Below are 18,869 nucleotides of genomic sequence, written 5' to 3'. Positions count from 1 at the left end.
CCGCAGTCCATGTTCGACACCGAGTTCCTGGACATTCCGCCCCTGCGCAGCGCGGGAGGCATCGTCCGCCTGCCCGGCTCCAAAAGCATTTCCAACCGCGTCCTGCTGCTGGCCGCCCTGAGCCACGGCGAGACCACCGTCCACGACCTGCTGGCCTCCGACGACACCGCCGTGATGCTGGCCGCGCTCAGGCAGCTCGGCTGCACGGTCCGGCAGGACGGCAACACCGCCGTCATCAGCGGGCTGGGCGGCCGGCCTGTCCAGACCCCGGCCAAACTCTTCATGGGCAACGCCGGCACGGCCATGCGGCCATTGACGGCCGCGCTTGCCCTGCTGGGCGGAGAGTTCGAGCTGTCCGGCGTGCCGCGCATGCACGAAAGGCCCATTGGTGACCTGGTCGACGCGCTCCGGCAACTGGGCTGCGCCATCGACTACCTCGGCAACGAAGGCTTTCCGCCGCTGCGCCTGCGGCCCGGGCAACTCAGGCTGGAGCAGCCCATACGGGTGCGCGGCGATGTCTCCAGCCAGTTCCTGACCGCCCTGCTGATGGCCCTGCCGCTGGTCGCCGAACGGGATATCCGCATCGAGGTGGTCGGCGAGCTGATCTCCCGGCCCTACATTGAAATTACGCTCAAGCTGCTGCAGCGCTTCGGCATAGACGTCAGGCGCGAGGGCTGGGAACGCTTCACCATTCCGGCCGGCAGCCGCTACCGGTCGCCGGGCGCCATCCATGTCGAGGGCGACGCCTCGTCGGCCAGCTATTTCATCGCGCTAGGCGCCATCGCGGCGGCATCCCCGGGGCACGCCGGCATCGAAATCCAGGGCGTGGGCGCCGCCTCCATCCAGGGTGACATCCGCTTCGTCGAAGCCGCGGAAATGATGGGCGCACGGGTCGACAGCGCACCGAACTCGCTGCGCATTTCGCGCGGCGCCTGGCCGCTCAAGGCCATAGACCTGGACTGCAACCACATCCCGGACGCCGCCATGACGCTGGCGGTGATGGCGCTGTACGCCGACGGCACCACCACGCTACGCAATATCGCAAGCTGGCGCGTCAAGGAAACCGACCGCATCGCCGCCATGGCCTGCGAGCTGCAGAAGTTCGGTGCCGTGGTCGAGGAAGGCGCGGACTACCTCAGGATCACCCCCCCCACCCAGTGGACGACGGGCGCGATCCATACCTACGACGACCACCGCGTGGCCATGTGTTTTTCGCTGGCGGCCTTCAACCCGGCGCAACTGCCGGTACGCATCCTGGACCCCAAATGCGTCGCCAAAACCTTTCCCGACTACTTCGAAGCCCTGTTTGAAGTGGCCCAGGCCGACACGCCCCGCGTTCCGGTCATCTGCATCGACGGCCCGACAGCCTCTGGCAAGGGCACCCTGGCGGCCCTGACGGCCCACCGGCTGGGCTACCACTACCTGGACTCCGGCGCGCTTTATCGCCTGAGCGCCCATGCCGCGGCGCTGGCCGGTATTTCGGTGGACGACGGGCCCGGCGTGGCCCGCGTGGCGCGCACCATGCCGGTGCGCTTCCAGGGTAGCCACATTTTTCTCGGGCCTCAGGACGTGTCCGACGCCATACGCACCGAGGCCGCTGGCATGGCCGCCTCCCGTGTGTCGGCCCACCCCGAGGTTCGCGCCGCCTTGCTGGAGCTCCAGCACAGTTTTCGCAAGCTGCCGGGGCTGGTCGCCGACGGCCGGGACATGGGCACCGTCATCTTCCCGGACGCCCCGCTCAAGGTTTTCCTCACGGCCAGCGCCCTGCACCGGGCCGAACGCCGGCATAAGCAGTTGATTTCAAAGGGAAATTCGGCTACAATCGACGAGATTCAGCAAGATTTAGAGGCACGTGATGCGCGCGATTCGTCGCGAAAAGCAGCCCCTTTGAAGCCTGCTGATGACGCCCGCCCCCTGGACAACTCCTACCTGTCGATTGAAAAGTCGGTGGAACAGGTGCTTGAATGGTGGCAAGGCACCCGGCCCTTCTGACCCCCGACGCGCAACCTGCGCTTGGGTCAGCAGGTTCATCAACGTAACCCGCGGCCTTACCAGACGTCTGGCCGCAAAACACCGCCGCAAGCAGCTATAAAAACAATAGCAATCCCGCTATTGGAACCCTGTTGTGTGGACTAGGAAAATCATGTCTGAATCTTTTGCCGACCTATTTAACGAATCGCTGCAACGCTCTGAAATGCGTACCGGTGAAGTCATCACCGCCGAAGTCGTTCGTATCGACCACAACCACGTCGTTGTGAATGCCGGACTCAAATCCGAGGCTTATGTCCCCCTCGAAGAATTCAAGAACGACCAGGGCGAGCTCGAAGTCCAGGTCGGCGATTTCGTCTCCGTGGCCATCGACTCCGTCGAAAACGGCTATGGCGACACCCTGCTGTCCCGCGACAAGGCCAAGCGCCTGGCTTCGTGGATGAGCCTGGAAAAAGCCCTGGAATCCGGCGAATTCGTCACCGGCCAGACCAGCGGCAAGGTCAAGGGCGGCCTCACCGTCCTCGTCAACGGCATCCGCGCCTTCCTGCCCGGTTCGCTCATCGACACCCGCCCCATCAAGGACTTGTCTCCCTACGAGAACAAGACCATGGAATTCAAGGTCATCAAGCTGGACCGCAAGCGCAACAACGTGGTGCTGAGCCGCCGCGCCGTGGTCGAAGCCAGCATGGGCGAAGAGCGCGCCAAGCTGATGGAAACCCTCAAGGAAGGCACTGCCGTCAAGGGCGTCGTCAAGAACATCACCGAATACGGTGCCTTCGTTGACCTCGGCGGCATCGACGGCCTGCTGCACATCACCGACATGGCATGGCGCCGCGTGCGTCACCCAAGCGAAGTGGTGACGGCCGGTCAAGAGATCGTTGCCAAGATCCTGAAGTTCGACACCGAAAAGAACCGTGTCTCGCTGGGCCTCAAGCAGATGGGCGACGACCCATGGATGGGCGTGAACCGCCGCTACCCGCAAGGCACGCGCCTGTTCGGCAAGATCACCAACATCGCCGACTACGGCGCGTTCGTGGAACTCGAACCCGGCATCGAAGGCCTGGTCCACGTGTCCGAAATGGACTGGACCAACAAGAACGTGGCCCCAAGCAAGCTCGTGGCCCTGGGCGACGAAGTCGAAGTCATGGTCCTCGAGATCGACGAAGACAAGCGCCGCATCAGCCTGGGCATGAAGCAGTGCAAGGCCAACCCATGGCAGGAATTCGCGCAGGAAACCAAGCGCGGCGACCGCGTCAAGGGCCCGATCAAGTCGATCACCGACTTCGGCGTCTTCGTGGGTCTGGCTGCCGGCATCGACGGCCTGGTGCACCTGTCCGACCTCTCGTGGAACGAACCCGGCGAAGCCGCTGTTCGCAACTACAAAAAGGGCCAGGAAGTGGAAGCCATCGTGCTGGCCGTCGACGTCGACCGCGAGCGCATCTCCCTGGGCATCAAGCAGCTCGACTCCGATCCTTTCACCACCTTCGTGTCGATCAACGACAAGGGCGCGATCGTGACCGGCAAAGTCAAGACCGTTGACGCCAAGGGCGCTGAAATCGACCTGGGCGAAGACATCATCGGCTACCTGCGCGCCAGCGAAATCAGCCGCGACCGCGTCGAAGACGCCCGCAACGTGCTGAAGGAAGGCGACGAAGTCTCCGCAGTCGTGGTGAACGTGGATCGCAAGACCCGCAACATCCAGCTGTCGGTCAAGGCCAAGGACAACGCCGACCAGCAGGAAGCCATGGCCAACCTGAGCCAGCAGTCTTCCCGCGAAAACGCCGGTACGACCAGCCTGGGTGCCCTGCTGCGCGCCAAGCTGGACAACAACGAAAAGTAAGGCAACCGCGCGGCGGTGCGATACGCCCCCAGGGGCGGGTCGCATCGCTGTGCAGCTACTTGATCCATGACCCGAAGCGACCTCGTCGAAGAACTGGCGGCCCGATTCAGCCAGCTGACGCACCGCGACGCCGAATATGCCGTCAAGACGATTCTTGACGCCATGAGCGACGCACTGGTGCGCGGCCATCGCATTGAAATCAGGGGTTTCGGCAGTTTCTCCATCAACCGGCGCCCGCCCCGCATGGGGCGCAACCCGCGTTCCGGCGAAAGCGTGGCCATCCCTGAAAAGCGGGTGCCGCATTTCAAGCCCGGGAAGGCATTGCGCGAAGCCGTCGATGCCCGCACCCAGGAGTTGCTGGCGGTCACGGAACCCAAGTAAGGTCTTGCTGGTGTCCCTCGGTGGGCTGGCTACAATCGCCAGACCACCCTGAGGGATTACCCAATGAAATACCTCATGTGGCTGCTTAAAGCAGCCATTTTTTTTACGCTCTTCGCCTTTGCACTGAATAACCAGCAAACGGTTGCGGTGTATTTCTTTTTTGGCACCATGTGGCAAGCGCCCCTGGTGCTGGTCGTGCTGGCGACCTTCGCCTGCGGGCTGGCGCTCGGCATTTTTGTGATGATGCCGCGCTGGTGGAAAAAGCGCCGCTCGGCCAAGTACGCCTACACGACCCTGGGCCCCCACACCGTGAGTGAAGACCCGTCCACGATGCACCATGGAATTTGACTTCACCTGGGTCCTGCTCGGGTTTCCGATCGCCTTCACGCTGGGCTGGCTGGCCTCACGGCTGGACTTGCGGCAGCTGCGCATCGAAAACCGCCAGGCGCCCAAGGCCTATTTCAAAGGCCTGAATTTCCTGCTCAACGAGCAGCAGGACCAGGCCATAGACGCCTTCATCGAGGCGGTGCAAAGCGACCCGGACACCTCCGAGCTTCATTTCGCGCTCGGTAACCTGTTTCGCCGCCGCGGCGAGTACGAGCGCGCCGTGCGCGTGCACGAGCACCTGATGTCGCGCGGCGACCTCACGCAGCCCGAGCGCGACCGCGCCCAGCATGCACTGGCGCTCGACTTTCTCAAAGCCGGCCTGCTGGACCGCGCCGAGGCCGCCCTGCGCAAGCTCGAAGGCACGCCCTTTGAAGAAGAGGCGCGGCTGGCCCTGCTGTCGATTTACGAACGTTCGCGCGACTGGGCCAATGCCACCGAAATCGCCGCCCGGCTCGGCAGCTCCAGCCACGGCAGCTTCAGCGCCCGCCAGGCACACTACCTGTGCGAGCAGGCCGGCGCCTGCGTGGCCGCCGGCGACACCACCCGGGCCCTGGGTGCCCTGCAGGAAGCCATCGCCATGGCCCCGGCCCTGGCCCGTCCCCTGATAGACCTGGCGAAGCTGCAAAACCAGCTGGGCCGCCCGCAGGACGCCCTGCAAACCCTGCTCAAGCTCGAAAAAACCGCACCGCAAGGCCTGCCGCTGGCCGCCGGCCTGCTGGCCAATATCGCGCAGGCCGGCGGCCAGGAGGCCATGGCGCTGGAGCTGCTCAAGGCCAGCTATGCCAACATGCCGTCCATCGACGTGATCGAGGCCATCGTCAAGCTCGAAAAAGACCCGGCCTCGGCGCGGCAGTGGTATGTGAAACACCTGGAGCGCCAGGCCTCGCTGGTCGCGGCCGGAAAATGGATCGCCGGTGAAAAGCTCCAGGACGAGCAGCACCACACCCTGGTCCAGCGCGCGCTCGACCAGGCCACCAAGCCCCTGATGCGCTACCGCTGCGCGGCCTGCGGCTTTGAAGCCACCCAGCACTTCTGGCACTGCCCAGGCTGCCAGGCCTGGGACAGCTACCCGACGCGCCGTATTGAAGAGCTGTAGAAAAAGACACGATAGATGAGCATGCAATTGACGCCTGAAAAGATTTCCAAGGCCCGCGTTCTCGTGGTGGGCGACGCCATGCTGGACCGCTACTGGTATGGCGCGGTGGACCGCATCTCGCCCGAGGCGCCGGTGCCCGTGGTACGCGTCACGCGCACCGAGGAGCGCATAGGCGCCGCGGCCAACGTGGCCTACAACATCGTCACGCTGGGCGCGCAAGCTTCGCTGCTGAGCGTGGTGGGCGATGACGAGGCCAGCCACCAGCTCGAGGCACTGGTCGCCAAGACCGGCATCACGCCCTATTTCGGCCGCGACGCCCAGCTCAAGACCACCGTCAAGCTGCGCGTCATCGGCCGCCAGCAGCAGCTCATACGCCTGGACTTCGAGAACACGCCCGAAAACGAGGTGCTGGCCTCCCAGTCCGCCACCTTTGAAAAGCTGCACACCGAGCACGACGCGGTGCTGTTCTCCGACTACGGCAAGGGCGGCCTCGCGCACATCGTGTTGATGATCGCCCAGGCCCGCGCCGCGGGCAAGGTGGTGCTGGTCGATCCCAAGGGCTCGGACTACGCGCGCTACAAAAACGCCAGCGTCATCACCCCCAACCGCGCCGAGTTGGAGCACGTCATAGGCGCCTGGAGCAGCGAAGCCGACCTGCGCGCCAAGGCCCACAACCTGCGCGAGGCGCTCAACCTGGAAGCCCTGCTGCTCACGCGCAGCGAAGAAGGCATGACGCTGTTCGATGCCGAGGGCGAACTCAACGTCCCGGCCGTAGCGCGCGAGGTGTTCGACGTCACCGGTGCCGGCGACACCGTGATCGCCACGCTGGCCGCCATGACCGCCACCGGCATGCGCCTGCGCGACGCCGTGCCGATCGCCAACCGCGCGGGCGGCATCGTGGTCGGCAAGTTCGGCACCGCCACCGTCAACTACGGCGAGCTGTTCGCCGCGCAGTGAGCTTGCGCTCACCTCAAGGACCCATCATGAAAATCGTAGTCACAGGCGCCGCCGGCTTCATTGGCAGCAACATCATCAAGGGCCTCAATGCCCGCGGTATCGACGACATCATCGCCGTCGACGACCTGACTCATGGCGACAAATTCCGCAACCTGGCCGACCTGAAGATCGCCGACTATGTCGACGCCGACGACTTCTACGAGCTGTTCGCCGAGGGCGCCTACGGCCGGGTCGAGGCCGTGTTCCACGAAGGCGCCTGCAGCGACACCATGGAAGCCGATGGCAAGTACATGATGGACAACAACTACACGCTGTCCTGCGAGCTGTTCCACGCCTGCCAGGACCAGGGAACGCGCCTGCTCTACGCATCCTCGGCCGCGACCTACGGCGGCTCCGACACCTTCACCGAGTCGCCCGAGTTCGAGCGTCCGCTCAACGTCTACGGCTACTCCAAGCTGCTGTTCGACCAGCGCATGCGGCGCGAGCTCGGCGCCCGCTTTGAAAACGCCGCCACCCAGGTCGCGGGCTTTCGCTACTTCAACGTCTACGGCCCGCGCGAGCAGCACAAGGGCCGCATGGCCAGCGTCGCCTTCCACCAGTTCAACCAGTTCCAGGCCGAGGGCAAGGTCAAGCTCTTCGGCGAATACGGCGGCTACGGCGCCGGCGGCCAGATGCGCGACTTCATCTTCATCGACGACGTGGTGGCCGTGAACCTCTGGTTCTTCGACAACCCCGGCAAATCCGGCATCTTCAACCTCGGCACCGGCCGGGCGCAGCCTTTCAACGACGTGGCCCTGGCCGTCGTCAACACCTTGCGCAAAGGCCAGAATGCCGCGGCCCTGAGCCTGGAAGAAGCCGTGCGCGGCGGCCTGATCGAATACATCGCCTTTCCGCCCGCGCTGGTCGGCAAATACCAGAGCTACACCCAGGCCGACCCGCGCGCGCTGCGCGCGGCCGGCTGCACCCATGCCTTCGCCGATGTGCAGACAGGTGTGGCCGCTTACATGCAGGCCTTGAGCGCCGCCGCGGGCTGAATCCGAGACGGCCTCTCACTAGGGTTTTCCTGGCCCCAAAGCCGGGGCCGGTAGTCAACGCGGCCCTGGACGGGCCGTTATGAAGAAGACATCCTTCTTCACAAGGATGGATCACGTGCCTTCACTTCAATCCAATCTTTGAGGAGATTCCTTATGTTCAAAAAAATACTGGCCTTCGTCGCCGCCATGTACATGGCCGTTTCGTTCGCCGCCGTTGACGTCAACAAAGCCACCGCGGCTGAGCTCGACGGCATCAAGGGCATAGGCCCCGGCATCTCGGGCAAGATCATCGACGAGCGCAAGAAAGGCAGCTTCAAGGACTGGAACGACTTCATCGAACGCGTCAAAGGCGTGGGCGAAGGCAATGCCGCCAAGTTTTCCGCCGAAGGCCTGACGGTGGGCGGCACCAGCTTCAAGGGCGCGGCCCCTGCCGCCAAAAAGGACGAAAAACCCGCAGCCGCCGCGAAGAAGGATGACAAGCCTGCCGCCAAGGCCGAAGAGAAAAAGGCCGAAGCCAAGCCGGCCGCGCCGGTAGCCGCCGCACCGGCCCCCGCAGCCGCCGCAGCGGAGAAGAAGGACCCCAAGGCCGAGGCCAAAGCCAAGGCTGACGAAGCCAAGGCCAAAAAAGAAGCCGACAAGAAGGCCAAGGCTGAAGAGAAGAAAAAGAAGGCTGACGAAGCCAAAGCCAAGGCCGATGCCAAGAAGGCCAAGGACGCCAAGCCTGCCGCCAAGGATGAAAAGAAAGACGCCAAGGCCGACACCGCCAAGCCAGCCGCCAGCGCTGCCAGTGCCGCCAAGAAATAAGGGCCAGCCTCTTCACCCAAAAAACCCGCCCATGGCGGGTTTTTTTATGCCTCCGGGGTGCTCACACCAGCGCGATCAGGTCCGTCACACCGACCGTGCCGCCCGCCTGCGTGACCAGCGTGCTGGCCTGGCCCCGATGGTGCGTCTGGTGGTTGAAAAAATGCGTGATCGCCATCCAGGCCGCATGTTCGCGCCGCACGCCTTTTGAATTGCCGTAGCGCATGGTGAGCTGCGGATAGTTGTCCGGCATGTCGGCCACCCACTGCTCGATGGCCGCGTCCAGCTGTGCGCGTTTGGCCTTCAGTTCCGCCCAGCCTTCAAACAGCACCATGTCCAGGGTATAGGCCTCGGGCATGTCCAGCACGTCCGGGCCCAGCGAGGCGAAGACTATCCCGTTGTCCGCCCCACATTGCGCAAAGCGCCTGAGCCAGACCTGGTCGGCCAGCACCAGGTGGCCCAGCGTGCGGTGTATCGACCCGAAAAAAGCACCGCGCTCCTGCTTGCGCGCCTCGTCCGTCAAGGCCTCGCAGGCCGCATAGAGCCGCTCGTTGATCCAGCGGTTGTAGCGGGCCAGGAAGCGGTAGTTGTCGCAGAACTCACGGGTCATGGAAAACGCTCCAGAAAAAGGTGACGGCCGGTGCGTTGTCACCAGGCTCACGGTATTTTGCATCCGCCGCCGGCTCCACCCCTCGAAGGAGGGAACAGACTATATAAAGTGAGCTCGGACGGTGAATTCACTTCACCAACGGGGGCCGCGGAACCGGCTTTGCCGGGCCGCAGGCGCCGCCCCCTGGAAGGGGGGAACAGGCTACACGAAGTGAGCCTGGACGGGGGTGAGCCAATTCCACCTGGACGGGGGTGGTCTACAGCTTGCCGAATCCCCCGCCGCCAGGCGTATGGATTTCAAACACATCGCCCGGCTGCATATCGGCCTGGCCGATATGGTCCAGCGCCTCGACCTGCCCCTGGGCGCGCACCACAAGGTTGCGCCCGACCTGGCCCGGCTCGCCGCCGGCCATGCCGAAGGCGCCGTGCTTGCGGCCGTTGGACAGAATGCTGGCCGTCATCGCCTCCAGGAAGCGCACGCGGCGCACACCGCCGTTGCCGCCGCGCCAGCGGCCCGCGCCGCCGGAGTTCTCGCGGATCTCATAGCTCTCCAGCCGCACCGGGAAGCGGAACTCCAGCACCTCGGGGTCGGTCAGCCGCGAATTGGTCATATGCGTCTGGACCACGCTGGTGCCGTCAAAGCCCGACACCAGCTTGCCCGCCTCGTCGAGCTTGCCGCCCGCGCCCGAGCCGCCCGAAATGGTTTCGTAGTACTGGTGGCGCGCGTTGCCGAAGGTGAAGTTGTTCATGGTGCACTGGCCGGCCGCCATCACGCCCAGCGCGCCGTACAGCGCGTTGGTGATGCAGGTGGAGGTCTCCACATTGCCCGCCACCACCGAGGCCGGCGGATTCGGGTTGAGCATGGAGCCCGCCGGGATGATGACCTTGAGCGGCTTGAGGCAGCCCGCGTTCAGCGGGATGTCGTCGTCCACCAGCGTGCGGAACACATACAGCACCGCCGCCATGCACACCGCCGTCGGCGCGTTGAAATTGTTGGTCTGCTGCGGCGAGGTACCGGTGAAGTCGATCTCGGCGCTGCGGCTCTTGGCGTCGACGCGGATCGCCACCTTGATTTGCGCGCCGTTGTCCAATGGCAGCGTGAATTCACCGTCTTTGAGGCGCGTGATCACGCGGCGCACCGACTCCTCGGCGTTGTCCTGCACATGGCGCATATAGGCCAGCACCACTTCCAGGCTGAAGCTGTCGACCATCTTGCGCAGCTCCTGCACGCCTTTTTCATTGGCGGCGATCTGCGCCTTGAGGTCGGCCATGTTCTGCTGCGGGTTGCGGCTGGGGTATTTGCCGCTTTTGAGCAGCGCGATCATCTCTGCTTCGCGCAGCACACCGCGCTCCACCAGCTTGACGTTGTTGATCTGCACGCCCTCCTCCTCGATCAGCGTCGAGAAAGGCGGCATGGAGCCTGGCGTCGTGCCGCCAATATCCGCATGGTGTCCGCGAGAGCCCACATAAAACGTCGGCTGCGCGGCGCTGCCCAGGTAGACCGGCGTGATCACCGTGATGTCGGGCAAATGGGTGCCGCCGTGGTAGGGGTCGTTCAGCACATAGACGTCGCCCGGCTGCATGCTGCCGGCGTTCTCGCGTATCACCGTCTTGATGCTTTCGCCCATGGAGCCCAGGTGCACCGGCATATGCGGCGCGTTGGCGATCAGGTTGCCTTCAGTGTCAAACAGCGCGCAGCTGAAGTCCAGGCGCTCCTTGATATTGACCGAGTAGGCGGTGTTCTGCAGCTGCAGGCCCATCTGCTCCGCGATGTTCATGAAGAGGTTGTTGAACACCTCCAGCAGCACCGGGTCCACCGTGGTGCCGGCCGCGAAGGTCACGGCGCGTTCGGCGCGGCGGTCCAGCACCAGGTGGTCCAGCGCGGTGAGCGCCGCTTCCCAGCCGGGTTCGACCACCGTGGTCGCGTTCTTCTCGGCAATGATGGCCGGGCCCGAGATGATGTCGCCCGGCCGCAAATCCTCGCGCACCACCAGGGCCGCGTCGTGCCACTGGCCGCCCGAATACATGCGCACGGTTTCACGGCGCGGAACTTCGCGCGGCTCGTGCGTGGCATGGCGCGGCTCGGCCGGCGCGTCGCCGGCGACCACGGCCTCCACCGACACTGCCTCCACCACCAGGCCCTTGCCCTGCATCAGGAAAGCGAAACGCTGGCGGTAGGCAGCCTCAAAACCGGCCTCGATCTGGTCCAGCGTGCCGAAAGAAACAATCAGCGCGGAATCACTGCCCTCATAACGCACATGCACGCGCCGGTGTGTGGTGATGCCCCCCATGCTGACCTGCTGGCGCTGCAGCTCGGCCTCGGCGTGGGTGGCGAGCTCCTCAAGCTTGCCGGAAATCTCGGGCAGTGCGGCCTCGGAAAGCTTGAGCTCCACCGCCTGCTCGCGGATCACGTTCTGGTCGGCCAGGCCCATGCCGTAAGCGCTCAGCACACCCGCCAGCGGATGCACAAAGACCTTGGTCATGCCCAGCGCATCGGCCACCAGGCAGGCATGCTGGCCGCCCGCACCGCCAAAGCATTGCAGGGTGTAGCGCGTCACGTCGTAGCCGCGCGCCACCGAGATTTTCTTGATGGCATTGGCCATCTGCTGCACCGCGATGTTGATAAAACCTTCCGCCACCACCTCGGCGCCGCGGCCGGTCTGGCCGGCCAGCTCGTTGAACTGGGCCTCGACAGCCTCGTAACTCAGCGGCTCGTCGGCATTCGGGCCGAAGACCTTGGGAAAGTAGCGCGGCTGGACCTTGCCGACCATCACATTGGCATCCGTCACCGCCAGGCGCCCACCGCGCCGGTAGCTGGCCGGGCCGGGGTTGGCGCCCGCGCTTTGCGGGCCCACCCGAAAACGCTCGCCATCGAACTTGAGGATGGAGCCGCCGCCGGCCGCCACCGTGTGGATGCTCATCATGGGCGCGCGCATGCGCACGCCGGCCACCTGGGTCTCGAACTCGCGCTCGAACTCCCCGGCGTAATGCGAGACGTCGGTGGAGGTACCGCCCATGTCAAAGCCTATGACCTTGGCATGGCCGGCAATCGCCGCCGTGCGGGCCATGCCCACAATGCCGCCGGCCGGCCCGCTCAGGATGGCGTCCTTGCCCTGGAACACATGGGCATCGGTCAGGCCGCCCGAGGACTGCATGAAAAACAGCCGCACGCCCGGCATCTCGCTGGCGACCTGCTCCACATAGCGGCGCAATATGGGTGAGAGGTAGGCGTCGACCACGGTGGTGTCGCCGCGGCTCACGAACTTCATCATCGGGCTGGTTTCATGCGAGGTGCTGATCTGCGTGAAACCCACCTCGGCCGCGATGCGCTTGGCGGCCTTTTCGTGCTCGGTAAAGCGGTAGCCGTGCATGAACACAATGGCCAGGCTGCGCAAGCCCTTCTGGTAGTGGGCCAGCAGTTCTTTTTTCAGCAGCGCCTCGTCCAGCGCCTGCAGCACCTCGCCCTGCGCGCCCACGCGCTCCTGGGCCTCGACCACGGCGCTGTACAGCAGCTCGGGCAGCACGATGTGGCGGTCGAACAGGCGCGGGCGGTTCTGGTAGGCGATGCGCAGCGCGTCGCGAAAACCTCGCGTGGTGACCAGCAGCGTAGGTTCGCCCTTGCGCTCCAGCAGCGCATTGGTGGCCACCGTCGTGCCCATCTTCACGCAGTCGACCACGTCGGCGCGAATCGGCTCGCCGGCCTTCAGGCCCAGCAGGTGGCGTATGCCGGCCACGGCCGCGTCGCGGTACTGCTCGGGGTTTTCCGACAGCAGCTTGTGCGTGACCAGCGAGCCGTCGGGCTTTTTGGCCACGATGTCGGTGAAGGTGCCGCCGCGGTCTATCCAGAATTGCCAACGGTCGCCGCCCGGTTTGGATGTGGTGTCTTGCATGATTTTTTGATTTCAGAGTTAACGTGTTTTTTGATGATCTTCAGGGTCTGTGTGCCGCCAGGCCAGGCCCGGCCTGGCACTGCGGGCTGGGGCCGCCCGGCCAAAACCAGCCATACGCTCCCTGCCAATGTACCCAAGTACCGGTGCCAGCTGCTGAATGTCCGGCGCACCTGGCAGGGCAACCGCCGCCGGGCACCAGGGATAGGGTAGGCCAGCCGCCCAATCCATGACCTTCTCCGCCTGCGAAGCCGGCAATGTCTGCATGGTCTCTATGGTGATCGAAAGGCTTTCCGCCAGGTATGAAGGCGGTGAAAAGCACCAATCGTAGCGGCCGCATCCGACACGCACGGCACGGCTGTCCTTTTCGGTCATGGCGACCAGCCAATCGCAGACAAACACCTCGGCATCGCCCTCAGGCGGCGAGGACAGGCAAAAAGTGTAGACATTCTCGTAAGACTGGCCGAACCGGCGCACCAGCACCTCGGCGATGGCATCTCGCCCCTGGGATACCGGCGGAAATGAAATCGCCGCGGTATGGACAACCATCTCCAGCAGGGCATCGTCCGTGAATGCCTGCGCCAACAGATGGGGGCGGTTGCCGTCCTTGGCGTGAAGGTAGGCTGTGACGGCTGCGGAAGGTGTTTTCATACGATGTGGCGTCCTGTTTTCGCCCGCCTCATTGCGGCATGTAGTAAGGCACAAAAATATCGTTCGCCTCGTTGCCCACGGAGCGTATCCACTCGCGCGAGAACTTCTCGCCCATGCGTTTGATCTCCTGGTCCAGCTCGGGCGAAATCCGCTCTATCTTCACGCCGTTGGCGCGCAGTTCCTCGGTGGCGCTGGCGGCCAGTGCCTGGCTGGCCTGCCAGCCGCGCACTTCCGCCTCGGCGGCAGCCTTGAGCACGGCGGCACGCGCCTCGGGCTTGAGCGCCTCAAAAGCCTTGTTGCTCACAAACACCGCGTTTTTCGGGAACCAGGCATTGATCTCGTAGTAGTACTTGATCGGGCCCCACACCTTGTTCTCCACGCCGGTCAGCGCCGACGTGATCATGTTGTCCATGCGGCCATCGGCCAAGGCCTTGCCCACGTCGACCATGGCCACATCCACCGGCTTGGCGCCCAGCATTTCGGCGATGCGCAGGGTGGTCTGGTTGTAGGTACGCATCTGGGTGCCGCGAAAGTCCGACGGCCCCCGCACCGGCTTGTTCGAATGCAGGCCTTGCGGCGGCCAGGGCACGGCATAAAGAAGCTTCAGGCCGCGCTCGGAGAAATGCTTTTCAAGGCCGGGGCGCTGCAGCTTCCAGAGGCGTTGCGCGTCCTTGTACGAGGTGACGACAAAAGGAATGGAGTCCGCGCCGGCCAGCGGCATCTCCTTGACCATGCTGGTCATGATGGTCTCGCCGGCCTCGGCCTTTCCTTGCTGCACGGCCGCGCTGATGTCGGCCAGCTTGGCCAGCGTGTTGTTGGGGTACACCTGTATCAGCAGCTCCCCGCGCGTGGCCGTGTCCACATCGCGGCCGAACTGCAGGATGTTTTGCGTGTGGAAGGACTCCACCCGGTAGCCGGTGGCCAGCTTCCAGCTTGTTTGGGCGTGCGCTGCCCCCGCCGCGACCAGCGCGGCTATCAGAATTGCTTTCATGAGGAACTCCTTGGGAGTTGAGGATCAGCCCGGCGCAGGGTGCATGGAACTCACCCTTTCAGGTCGGTCACAAACATCTTGCCCGGCGCATGGGTGATGCACATCGACAAACGGCTTTTCTGGGCTACCCATTGCGGCGTGACGCCGCAACCCCAAAAGACCGGGACTTCATCGTCCTTGATGTCGACCGCATCGCCGTAGTCCGGGCGCGACAGGTCGGTAATGCCTATCGCCTCCGGATTGCCGATGTGAACGGGCGCACCGTGCGCCACGTCAAACCGGCCAGAAATCTCCACCACTTTCGCGACGTCCCGGCTCTTGATGGGCCGCATGGTGACCACCATTTCGCCGCTGAACACGCCGGCGGGCTGGCACTGAAGACTGGTACGGAACATCGAGACATTGCGGCCCTGCTCGACATGCCTGAGCGGAATGCCGGCCTGCGCGACCGCGGCCTCGAAGGAAAAGCTGCAGCCGATCAGAAAGGCCACATAGTCGTCCTTCCAGATCGAGCGGATCTCGCCGCGCTCCTCGACAAACTCACCGTCGCGGTAGACGCGGTAGCCCGGAATGTCGGTCGTGATGTCGGCCCCGGGCGCGCACAAAGGCTCGGTGGCGCCCGGCTGGAGCACCTCCACCAGCGGGCAGGGTTTGGGGTTGCGCTGGCAAAACAGCAGGAAGTCAAAGGCCTGCGCCTGCGGCACGATCATGAGGTTGGCCTGGATATGGCCGTTGGCGTGCCCCGCGGTGGGCAGGGAAAACTCGCCACAGCGGCTGGCCATGCGAAGGTCGGCGGGGCGGTCAAAAATCTTGTTCATGGTGTTGGGAAAACGGATGGAATAAAAAATGGTGCTTGGGGTGTGCGCTCAAAGGCCCAGGTAAGCTTTTTTGATCCGGTCGTCATTGAGCAGCTCGTGCCCCTTGCCCTGCATCACGATGCGGCCGGTCTGGATGACATAACCATAGTGCGCAATGTTCAGGGCTTTTTGCAGGTTCTGCTCGACCAGCAGGATCGACACACCGGTGGCATTGACCTGCTGGATCACCTCCAGCACCTTGGTCACGAACTTGGGGGCGATACCCCAGGAGGGCTCGTCCAGCATCAGCAGCTTGGGCCGGGCCATCAGCCCGCGGGCAATGGCCAGCATCTGTTGCTCACCGCCGCTCATGGTGCCGGCCAGCTGCGTGGCGCGTTCCTTGAGGATGGGAAACAACTGCAGCATCTCTTCAATGCCCCGGGCCACCTCGTGCCTGTCCATGCGCGTGAAGGCGCCCAGCTCCAGGTTGCGCAGCACCGTGAGCCGGGGAAACAGGCGCCGGCCTTCCGGCACCAGCGACAGGCCCAGCGGGACACGCTTGTGCGCCGGCATGCGGTGAACCGGCTCGCCGTTGAACGTGATGCTGCCGGCCGCGGCGGCGTTAAGGCCCGCCACGGCGCGCAAGGTGGTGGACTTGCCGTTGCCGTTACCGCCCACCAGCGCCACGATCTTTCCGGGTTCGACCTGCAGGCTGACGTCGGAGACGGCCAGCACCTCGTCGTAGCAAACCTTGAGGTTCTTGATTTCGAGCATCTTCAGTCCCCCAGGTAGGCGGTGATCACGGCGGCGTCGCTGGACACCTGCTGCGGCGTGCCTTCGGCGATCTTCACGCCGCGGTCCAGCACGACGATCTTGTCGGCGATGGGCATGATGCCTTCGAGCACATGCTCGACGATCAGGCAGGCGATGCCCCTGTCCCGGATCTTCAGCACCACATCGACCGCTTCGCGGACTTCCGACGGGTTGAGGCCCGCCATCACTTCGTCCATCAGCAGGATGCGCGGCTGCGTGGCCAGCGCGCGCGCCACGGCCAGGCGCCTCTGCTCGCTGATGGTCATGCTGGCGGCAGGCCTGTCGGCAAAGCGTTCAAGCCCGGCAAACGCCAGCCAGTCCATGGCCGCCTTGCGCGCCTTGGCGACGTTGTGCTGCAGCAGCATGGCCGCCGTCATCACGTTCTCGCAGGCCGTCATGCTGGTGAAGGTGCGCGCGATCTGGAAGGTCCGCGCCACACCGGCGCGGGCGCAGGCCTCGGGCGGCAGGCCGGCGATGTCGCGGCCGCCCAGCAGGATGCTGCCCGACGTGGGAGCGAAATAGCCCGCGACGCAATTGAACATGGTGGTCTTGCCGGCGCCGTTGGGGCCTATCAGGCCCACCACCTGCCCGGTGTCCACACCGAAGGAAACATCCTGGTTGGCGACCAGCCCGCCGAAGCGTTTGTTGACCTGCTTGACTTCCAGCAACTTCATACAGCCTCCTTGCCGGCGTTCTGCACGGCGGCGGCGGGCAGCGCCATCTGCCGCGATGCATGGCCGCGCGCCTGCCGGCGCTCCCGGAAGCTGCGCAGCCAGCCGAGCAGGCCCGTGGGGTAAAAGACCGCGATCACGATGATGAGGCTCGCGTAAATAATGACGTCGGTGCCGCGGCCCGTACCGCCGAAGGCGATGCGGGTGAGCTCCTCGATGCTGGTCAGCACCACGGCGCCCACAACCGGCCCGAACAAAGTACCCACGCCGCCGAGGATGGACACCAGCGCCATCTTGATGGAAAGCGCCGTCGACAGCACCGAGTTCGGGTCGATGTAAAGCTCTTTCTGGGCGTACAGGCTGCCGCCGACCGCGGTCAGGAAGGCGCTGACCGACAGCGCGACCTGCTTGTAGCGCGCGATGTTCACGCCTATGCTGCGGGCCGCATCGGGTTCGTCCTTGATGGCCCGGAAGTAGTAGCCCAGGTAGCTGCGCTCTATCCACCAGTTCACGCCCAGCGTGATGAGCAGCAGGCCCAGCGCCAGCCAGTAATAAGGCAGCTTGGTGGCGAAGTTCAGCCACAGCCAGCCCTGGCGGTCCATGGGCACATACAGACCCACCGCCGCGCCGCCGTAGTCCCACTCGGTGAAGAAGATCTGCACCAGCTCGGCCACCGCGATGGTGGCCATCGCGAAGTAGTGGCCCTTGAGCCGGAAGCAGGACCAGCCAAAGCCCAGGCTCAGCAAGGCCGCCAGCAGGCCGCCGGCCAGCACGCCTATCCAGGGATTGACGCCGAACTTGACCAGCAGCAGCGTCGAGGCATAAGCGCCCAGGCCGTAGAAGGCCGCGTGGCCCAAGGACACCTGGCCGGCATAACCGCCCACGATGTTCCAGGCCACGCCCACCTGGGCCGCCATGAGGATCAGGATGGCCATGTTGAGGTGCGAGGCATCCGTGAAGGCGGGGACGGCCAAGGCAAACACCAAGGCGGCGACAGCAAAAATAATCTGTTTCATGGTATGCATTCGAATACCTTCGTGCTCCGCACTGCGGTGCGAGCTTGCTTGGGGACGGCCCGGCGCGGCGCTCATGCCTTACCCATCAGGCCCTGGGGCCGGAACATCAATACGCCAAGGAACAGCACCAGCACGATGGCGGTCTTGTACTGCGGCCCGAGCAGCAGGCCGCCCATGACCTCGATCACCCCGACCAGGATGCCGGCCCAGAAGGCACCCGAGACGCTGCCGAAGCCGCCCAGGTTGACCACCACAAAGGCCAGCAGGATGAAGCTCGCGCCTACGTCCGGAAAGATCGGGAAAAAGGTCGACAGCAGCACCCCGGCCGCACCGGCGCAGGCCGCGCCTATGCCCCAGGCCAGCGAGAATATCTTGTGCGAATCAATGCCCATGAGGCGCGCGGCTTCCTTGTCGGAGGCGGTGGCTTCCAGCGCCGCGCCCAGCCGGGTCTTGTTCAGGAAGAAATAAATCAGGCCGGTCACCACAATGGCTCCCACCCCGGCCACCAGCTGCGGCTTGCCCAGCTGTATGCCCAGCAGCTTGACGGTGCCGCTGACCGCGGAGTTCTCGATGGAGCGAAAGTCCGGCTTCCAGAGGAACTGGGCCACGCCGCGCAGCAGGATCATGATGCCGAAGGTCGTGAAGATCTGCGACAGCATGGGCGCGTTGATGATGCGCACGATCACCAGCTTGTACAGCAGCACACCAAAGCCGAACAGCATGAGGACCGTCAGCGGCAGGGTGATCATAGGGTCCAGCGCATACAGGGCGAACAGCCAGAAGGCCGAGTACATGCCGAGCATGAGGAACTCGCCGTGCGCGAAATTCACGATGTCCATGACGCCGAAAATCATGGTCAGGCCGATAGCCACCAGCGCGTAAATCAGCCCGATCAGCACGCCGGAGGCCAGCGTCTGAAGCAATATTTCCGTAGTCATGGTTGTCTCTT

17 protein-coding genes are annotated in these 18,869 nt (G+C 64.5%); 8 read left to right on the top strand and 9 right to left on the bottom strand.

Annotated elements, in window-relative coordinates:
- Positions 1-9: 9 nt before the first annotated feature.
- From AC1DUN_RS05610 to AC1DUN_RS05575, 8 genes are all read left to right on the top strand, one after another.
- The gene (locus AC1DUN_RS05610; protein WP_477713074.1) at positions 10-1,992 is read left to right on the top strand and encodes a bifunctional 3-phosphoshikimate 1-carboxyvinyltransferase/cytidylate kinase; all 1,983 of its coding nucleotides are present in this window, start codon (positions 10-12) and stop codon (positions 1,990-1,992) included.
- A 151-nt stretch (positions 1,993-2,143) separates the two neighbouring features.
- Entirely contained in the window at positions 2,144-3,829 is a 1,686-nt protein-coding gene (gene rpsA / locus AC1DUN_RS05605) for a 30S ribosomal protein S1 (RefSeq protein ID WP_007869489.1), read from the top strand.
- A gap of 66 nt (positions 3,830-3,895) precedes the next feature.
- Positions 3,896-4,210, top strand: coding sequence for an integration host factor subunit beta (locus tag AC1DUN_RS05600; RefSeq protein WP_007869491.1), 315 nt, complete (start codon positions 3,896-3,898; stop codon positions 4,208-4,210).
- Positions 4,211-4,273: 63 nt separating this feature from the next.
- Positions 4,274-4,558 (top strand): LapA family protein, encoded by a 285-nt coding sequence (locus tag AC1DUN_RS05595; protein ID WP_477660756.1) that lies wholly within the window; start codon positions 4,274-4,276, stop codon positions 4,556-4,558.
- A complete protein-coding gene (gene lapB / locus AC1DUN_RS05590) occupies positions 4,548-5,693 on the top strand; it encodes a lipopolysaccharide assembly protein LapB (protein ID WP_477713073.1) in 1,146 nt (381 codons plus the stop codon). Before AC1DUN_RS05595 ends, lapB begins: the two co-directional genes overlap by 11 nt.
- A gap of 21 nt (positions 5,694-5,714) precedes the next feature.
- Entirely contained in the window at positions 5,715-6,650 is a 936-nt protein-coding gene (rfaE1, locus tag AC1DUN_RS05585) for a D-glycero-beta-D-manno-heptose-7-phosphate kinase (RefSeq protein WP_477713136.1), read from the top strand.
- A gap of 26 nt (positions 6,651-6,676) precedes the next feature.
- Complete coding sequence (rfaD, locus tag AC1DUN_RS05580) at positions 6,677-7,684, top strand: ADP-glyceromanno-heptose 6-epimerase (RefSeq protein ID WP_477660754.1); 1,008 nt, start codon at positions 6,677-6,679, stop codon at positions 7,682-7,684.
- Between the two features lie 153 nt (positions 7,685-7,837).
- Positions 7,838-8,488, top strand: a complete 651-nt coding sequence (locus AC1DUN_RS05575) for a ComEA family DNA-binding protein (protein WP_477713072.1) — start codon at positions 7,838-7,840, stop codon at positions 8,486-8,488.
- Positions 8,489-8,549: 61 nt separating this feature from the next.
- On the opposite strand, the gene AC1DUN_RS05570 is transcribed toward AC1DUN_RS05575, so the two are convergent.
- The 9 genes from AC1DUN_RS05570 to AC1DUN_RS05530 all read right to left on the bottom strand — a co-directional run bounded on the left by AC1DUN_RS05570 (position 8,550) and on the right by AC1DUN_RS05530 (position 18,858).
- Positions 8,550-9,095 (bottom strand): DinB family protein, encoded by a 546-nt coding sequence (locus AC1DUN_RS05570; RefSeq protein ID WP_477713071.1) that lies wholly within the window; start codon positions 9,093-9,095, stop codon positions 8,550-8,552.
- Between the two features lie 256 nt (positions 9,096-9,351).
- Complete coding sequence (locus tag AC1DUN_RS05565; protein ID WP_477713070.1) at positions 9,352-12,984, bottom strand: hydantoinase B/oxoprolinase family protein; 3,633 nt, start codon at positions 12,982-12,984, stop codon at positions 9,352-9,354.
- Positions 12,985-13,002: 18 nt separating this feature from the next.
- Positions 13,003-13,632, bottom strand: coding sequence for a nuclear transport factor 2 family protein (locus AC1DUN_RS05560; protein ID WP_477713069.1), 630 nt, complete (start codon positions 13,630-13,632; stop codon positions 13,003-13,005).
- 28 nt (positions 13,633-13,660) lie between these two features.
- Positions 13,661-14,623, bottom strand: coding sequence for a TRAP transporter substrate-binding protein (locus AC1DUN_RS05555; protein ID WP_477713068.1), 963 nt, complete (start codon positions 14,621-14,623; stop codon positions 13,661-13,663).
- A gap of 50 nt (positions 14,624-14,673) precedes the next feature.
- Complete coding sequence (locus AC1DUN_RS05550) at positions 14,674-15,441, bottom strand: putative hydro-lyase (RefSeq protein ID WP_477713067.1); 768 nt, start codon at positions 15,439-15,441, stop codon at positions 14,674-14,676.
- Positions 15,442-15,489: 48 nt separating this feature from the next.
- A complete protein-coding gene (locus AC1DUN_RS05545; protein ID WP_477713066.1) occupies positions 15,490-16,194 on the bottom strand; it encodes an ABC transporter ATP-binding protein in 705 nt (234 codons plus the stop codon).
- 2 nt (positions 16,195-16,196) lie between these two features.
- Positions 16,197-16,907: an ABC transporter ATP-binding protein gene (locus tag AC1DUN_RS05540; protein ID WP_477713065.1), complete on the bottom strand. Its 711-nt coding sequence runs from the start codon at positions 16,905-16,907 to the stop codon at positions 16,197-16,199.
- Positions 16,904-17,929 carry a branched-chain amino acid ABC transporter permease gene (locus tag AC1DUN_RS05535; RefSeq protein WP_477713064.1) on the bottom strand — a complete coding sequence of 342 codons (1,026 nt, stop codon included), beginning with the start codon at positions 17,927-17,929 and terminating at the stop codon, positions 16,904-16,906. The genes AC1DUN_RS05540 and AC1DUN_RS05535 overlap by 4 nt, the downstream gene beginning before the upstream one ends.
- Positions 17,930-17,991: 62 nt before the next feature.
- Positions 17,992-18,858, bottom strand: a complete 867-nt coding sequence (locus AC1DUN_RS05530) for a branched-chain amino acid ABC transporter permease (protein WP_477713063.1) — start codon at positions 18,856-18,858, stop codon at positions 17,992-17,994.
- Positions 18,859-18,869: the final 11 nt, after the last annotated feature.

The organism is Polaromonas sp. P4_F6, from assembly GCF_056401275.1.
This window is presented reverse-complemented; position numbering and strand designations above follow the sequence as displayed.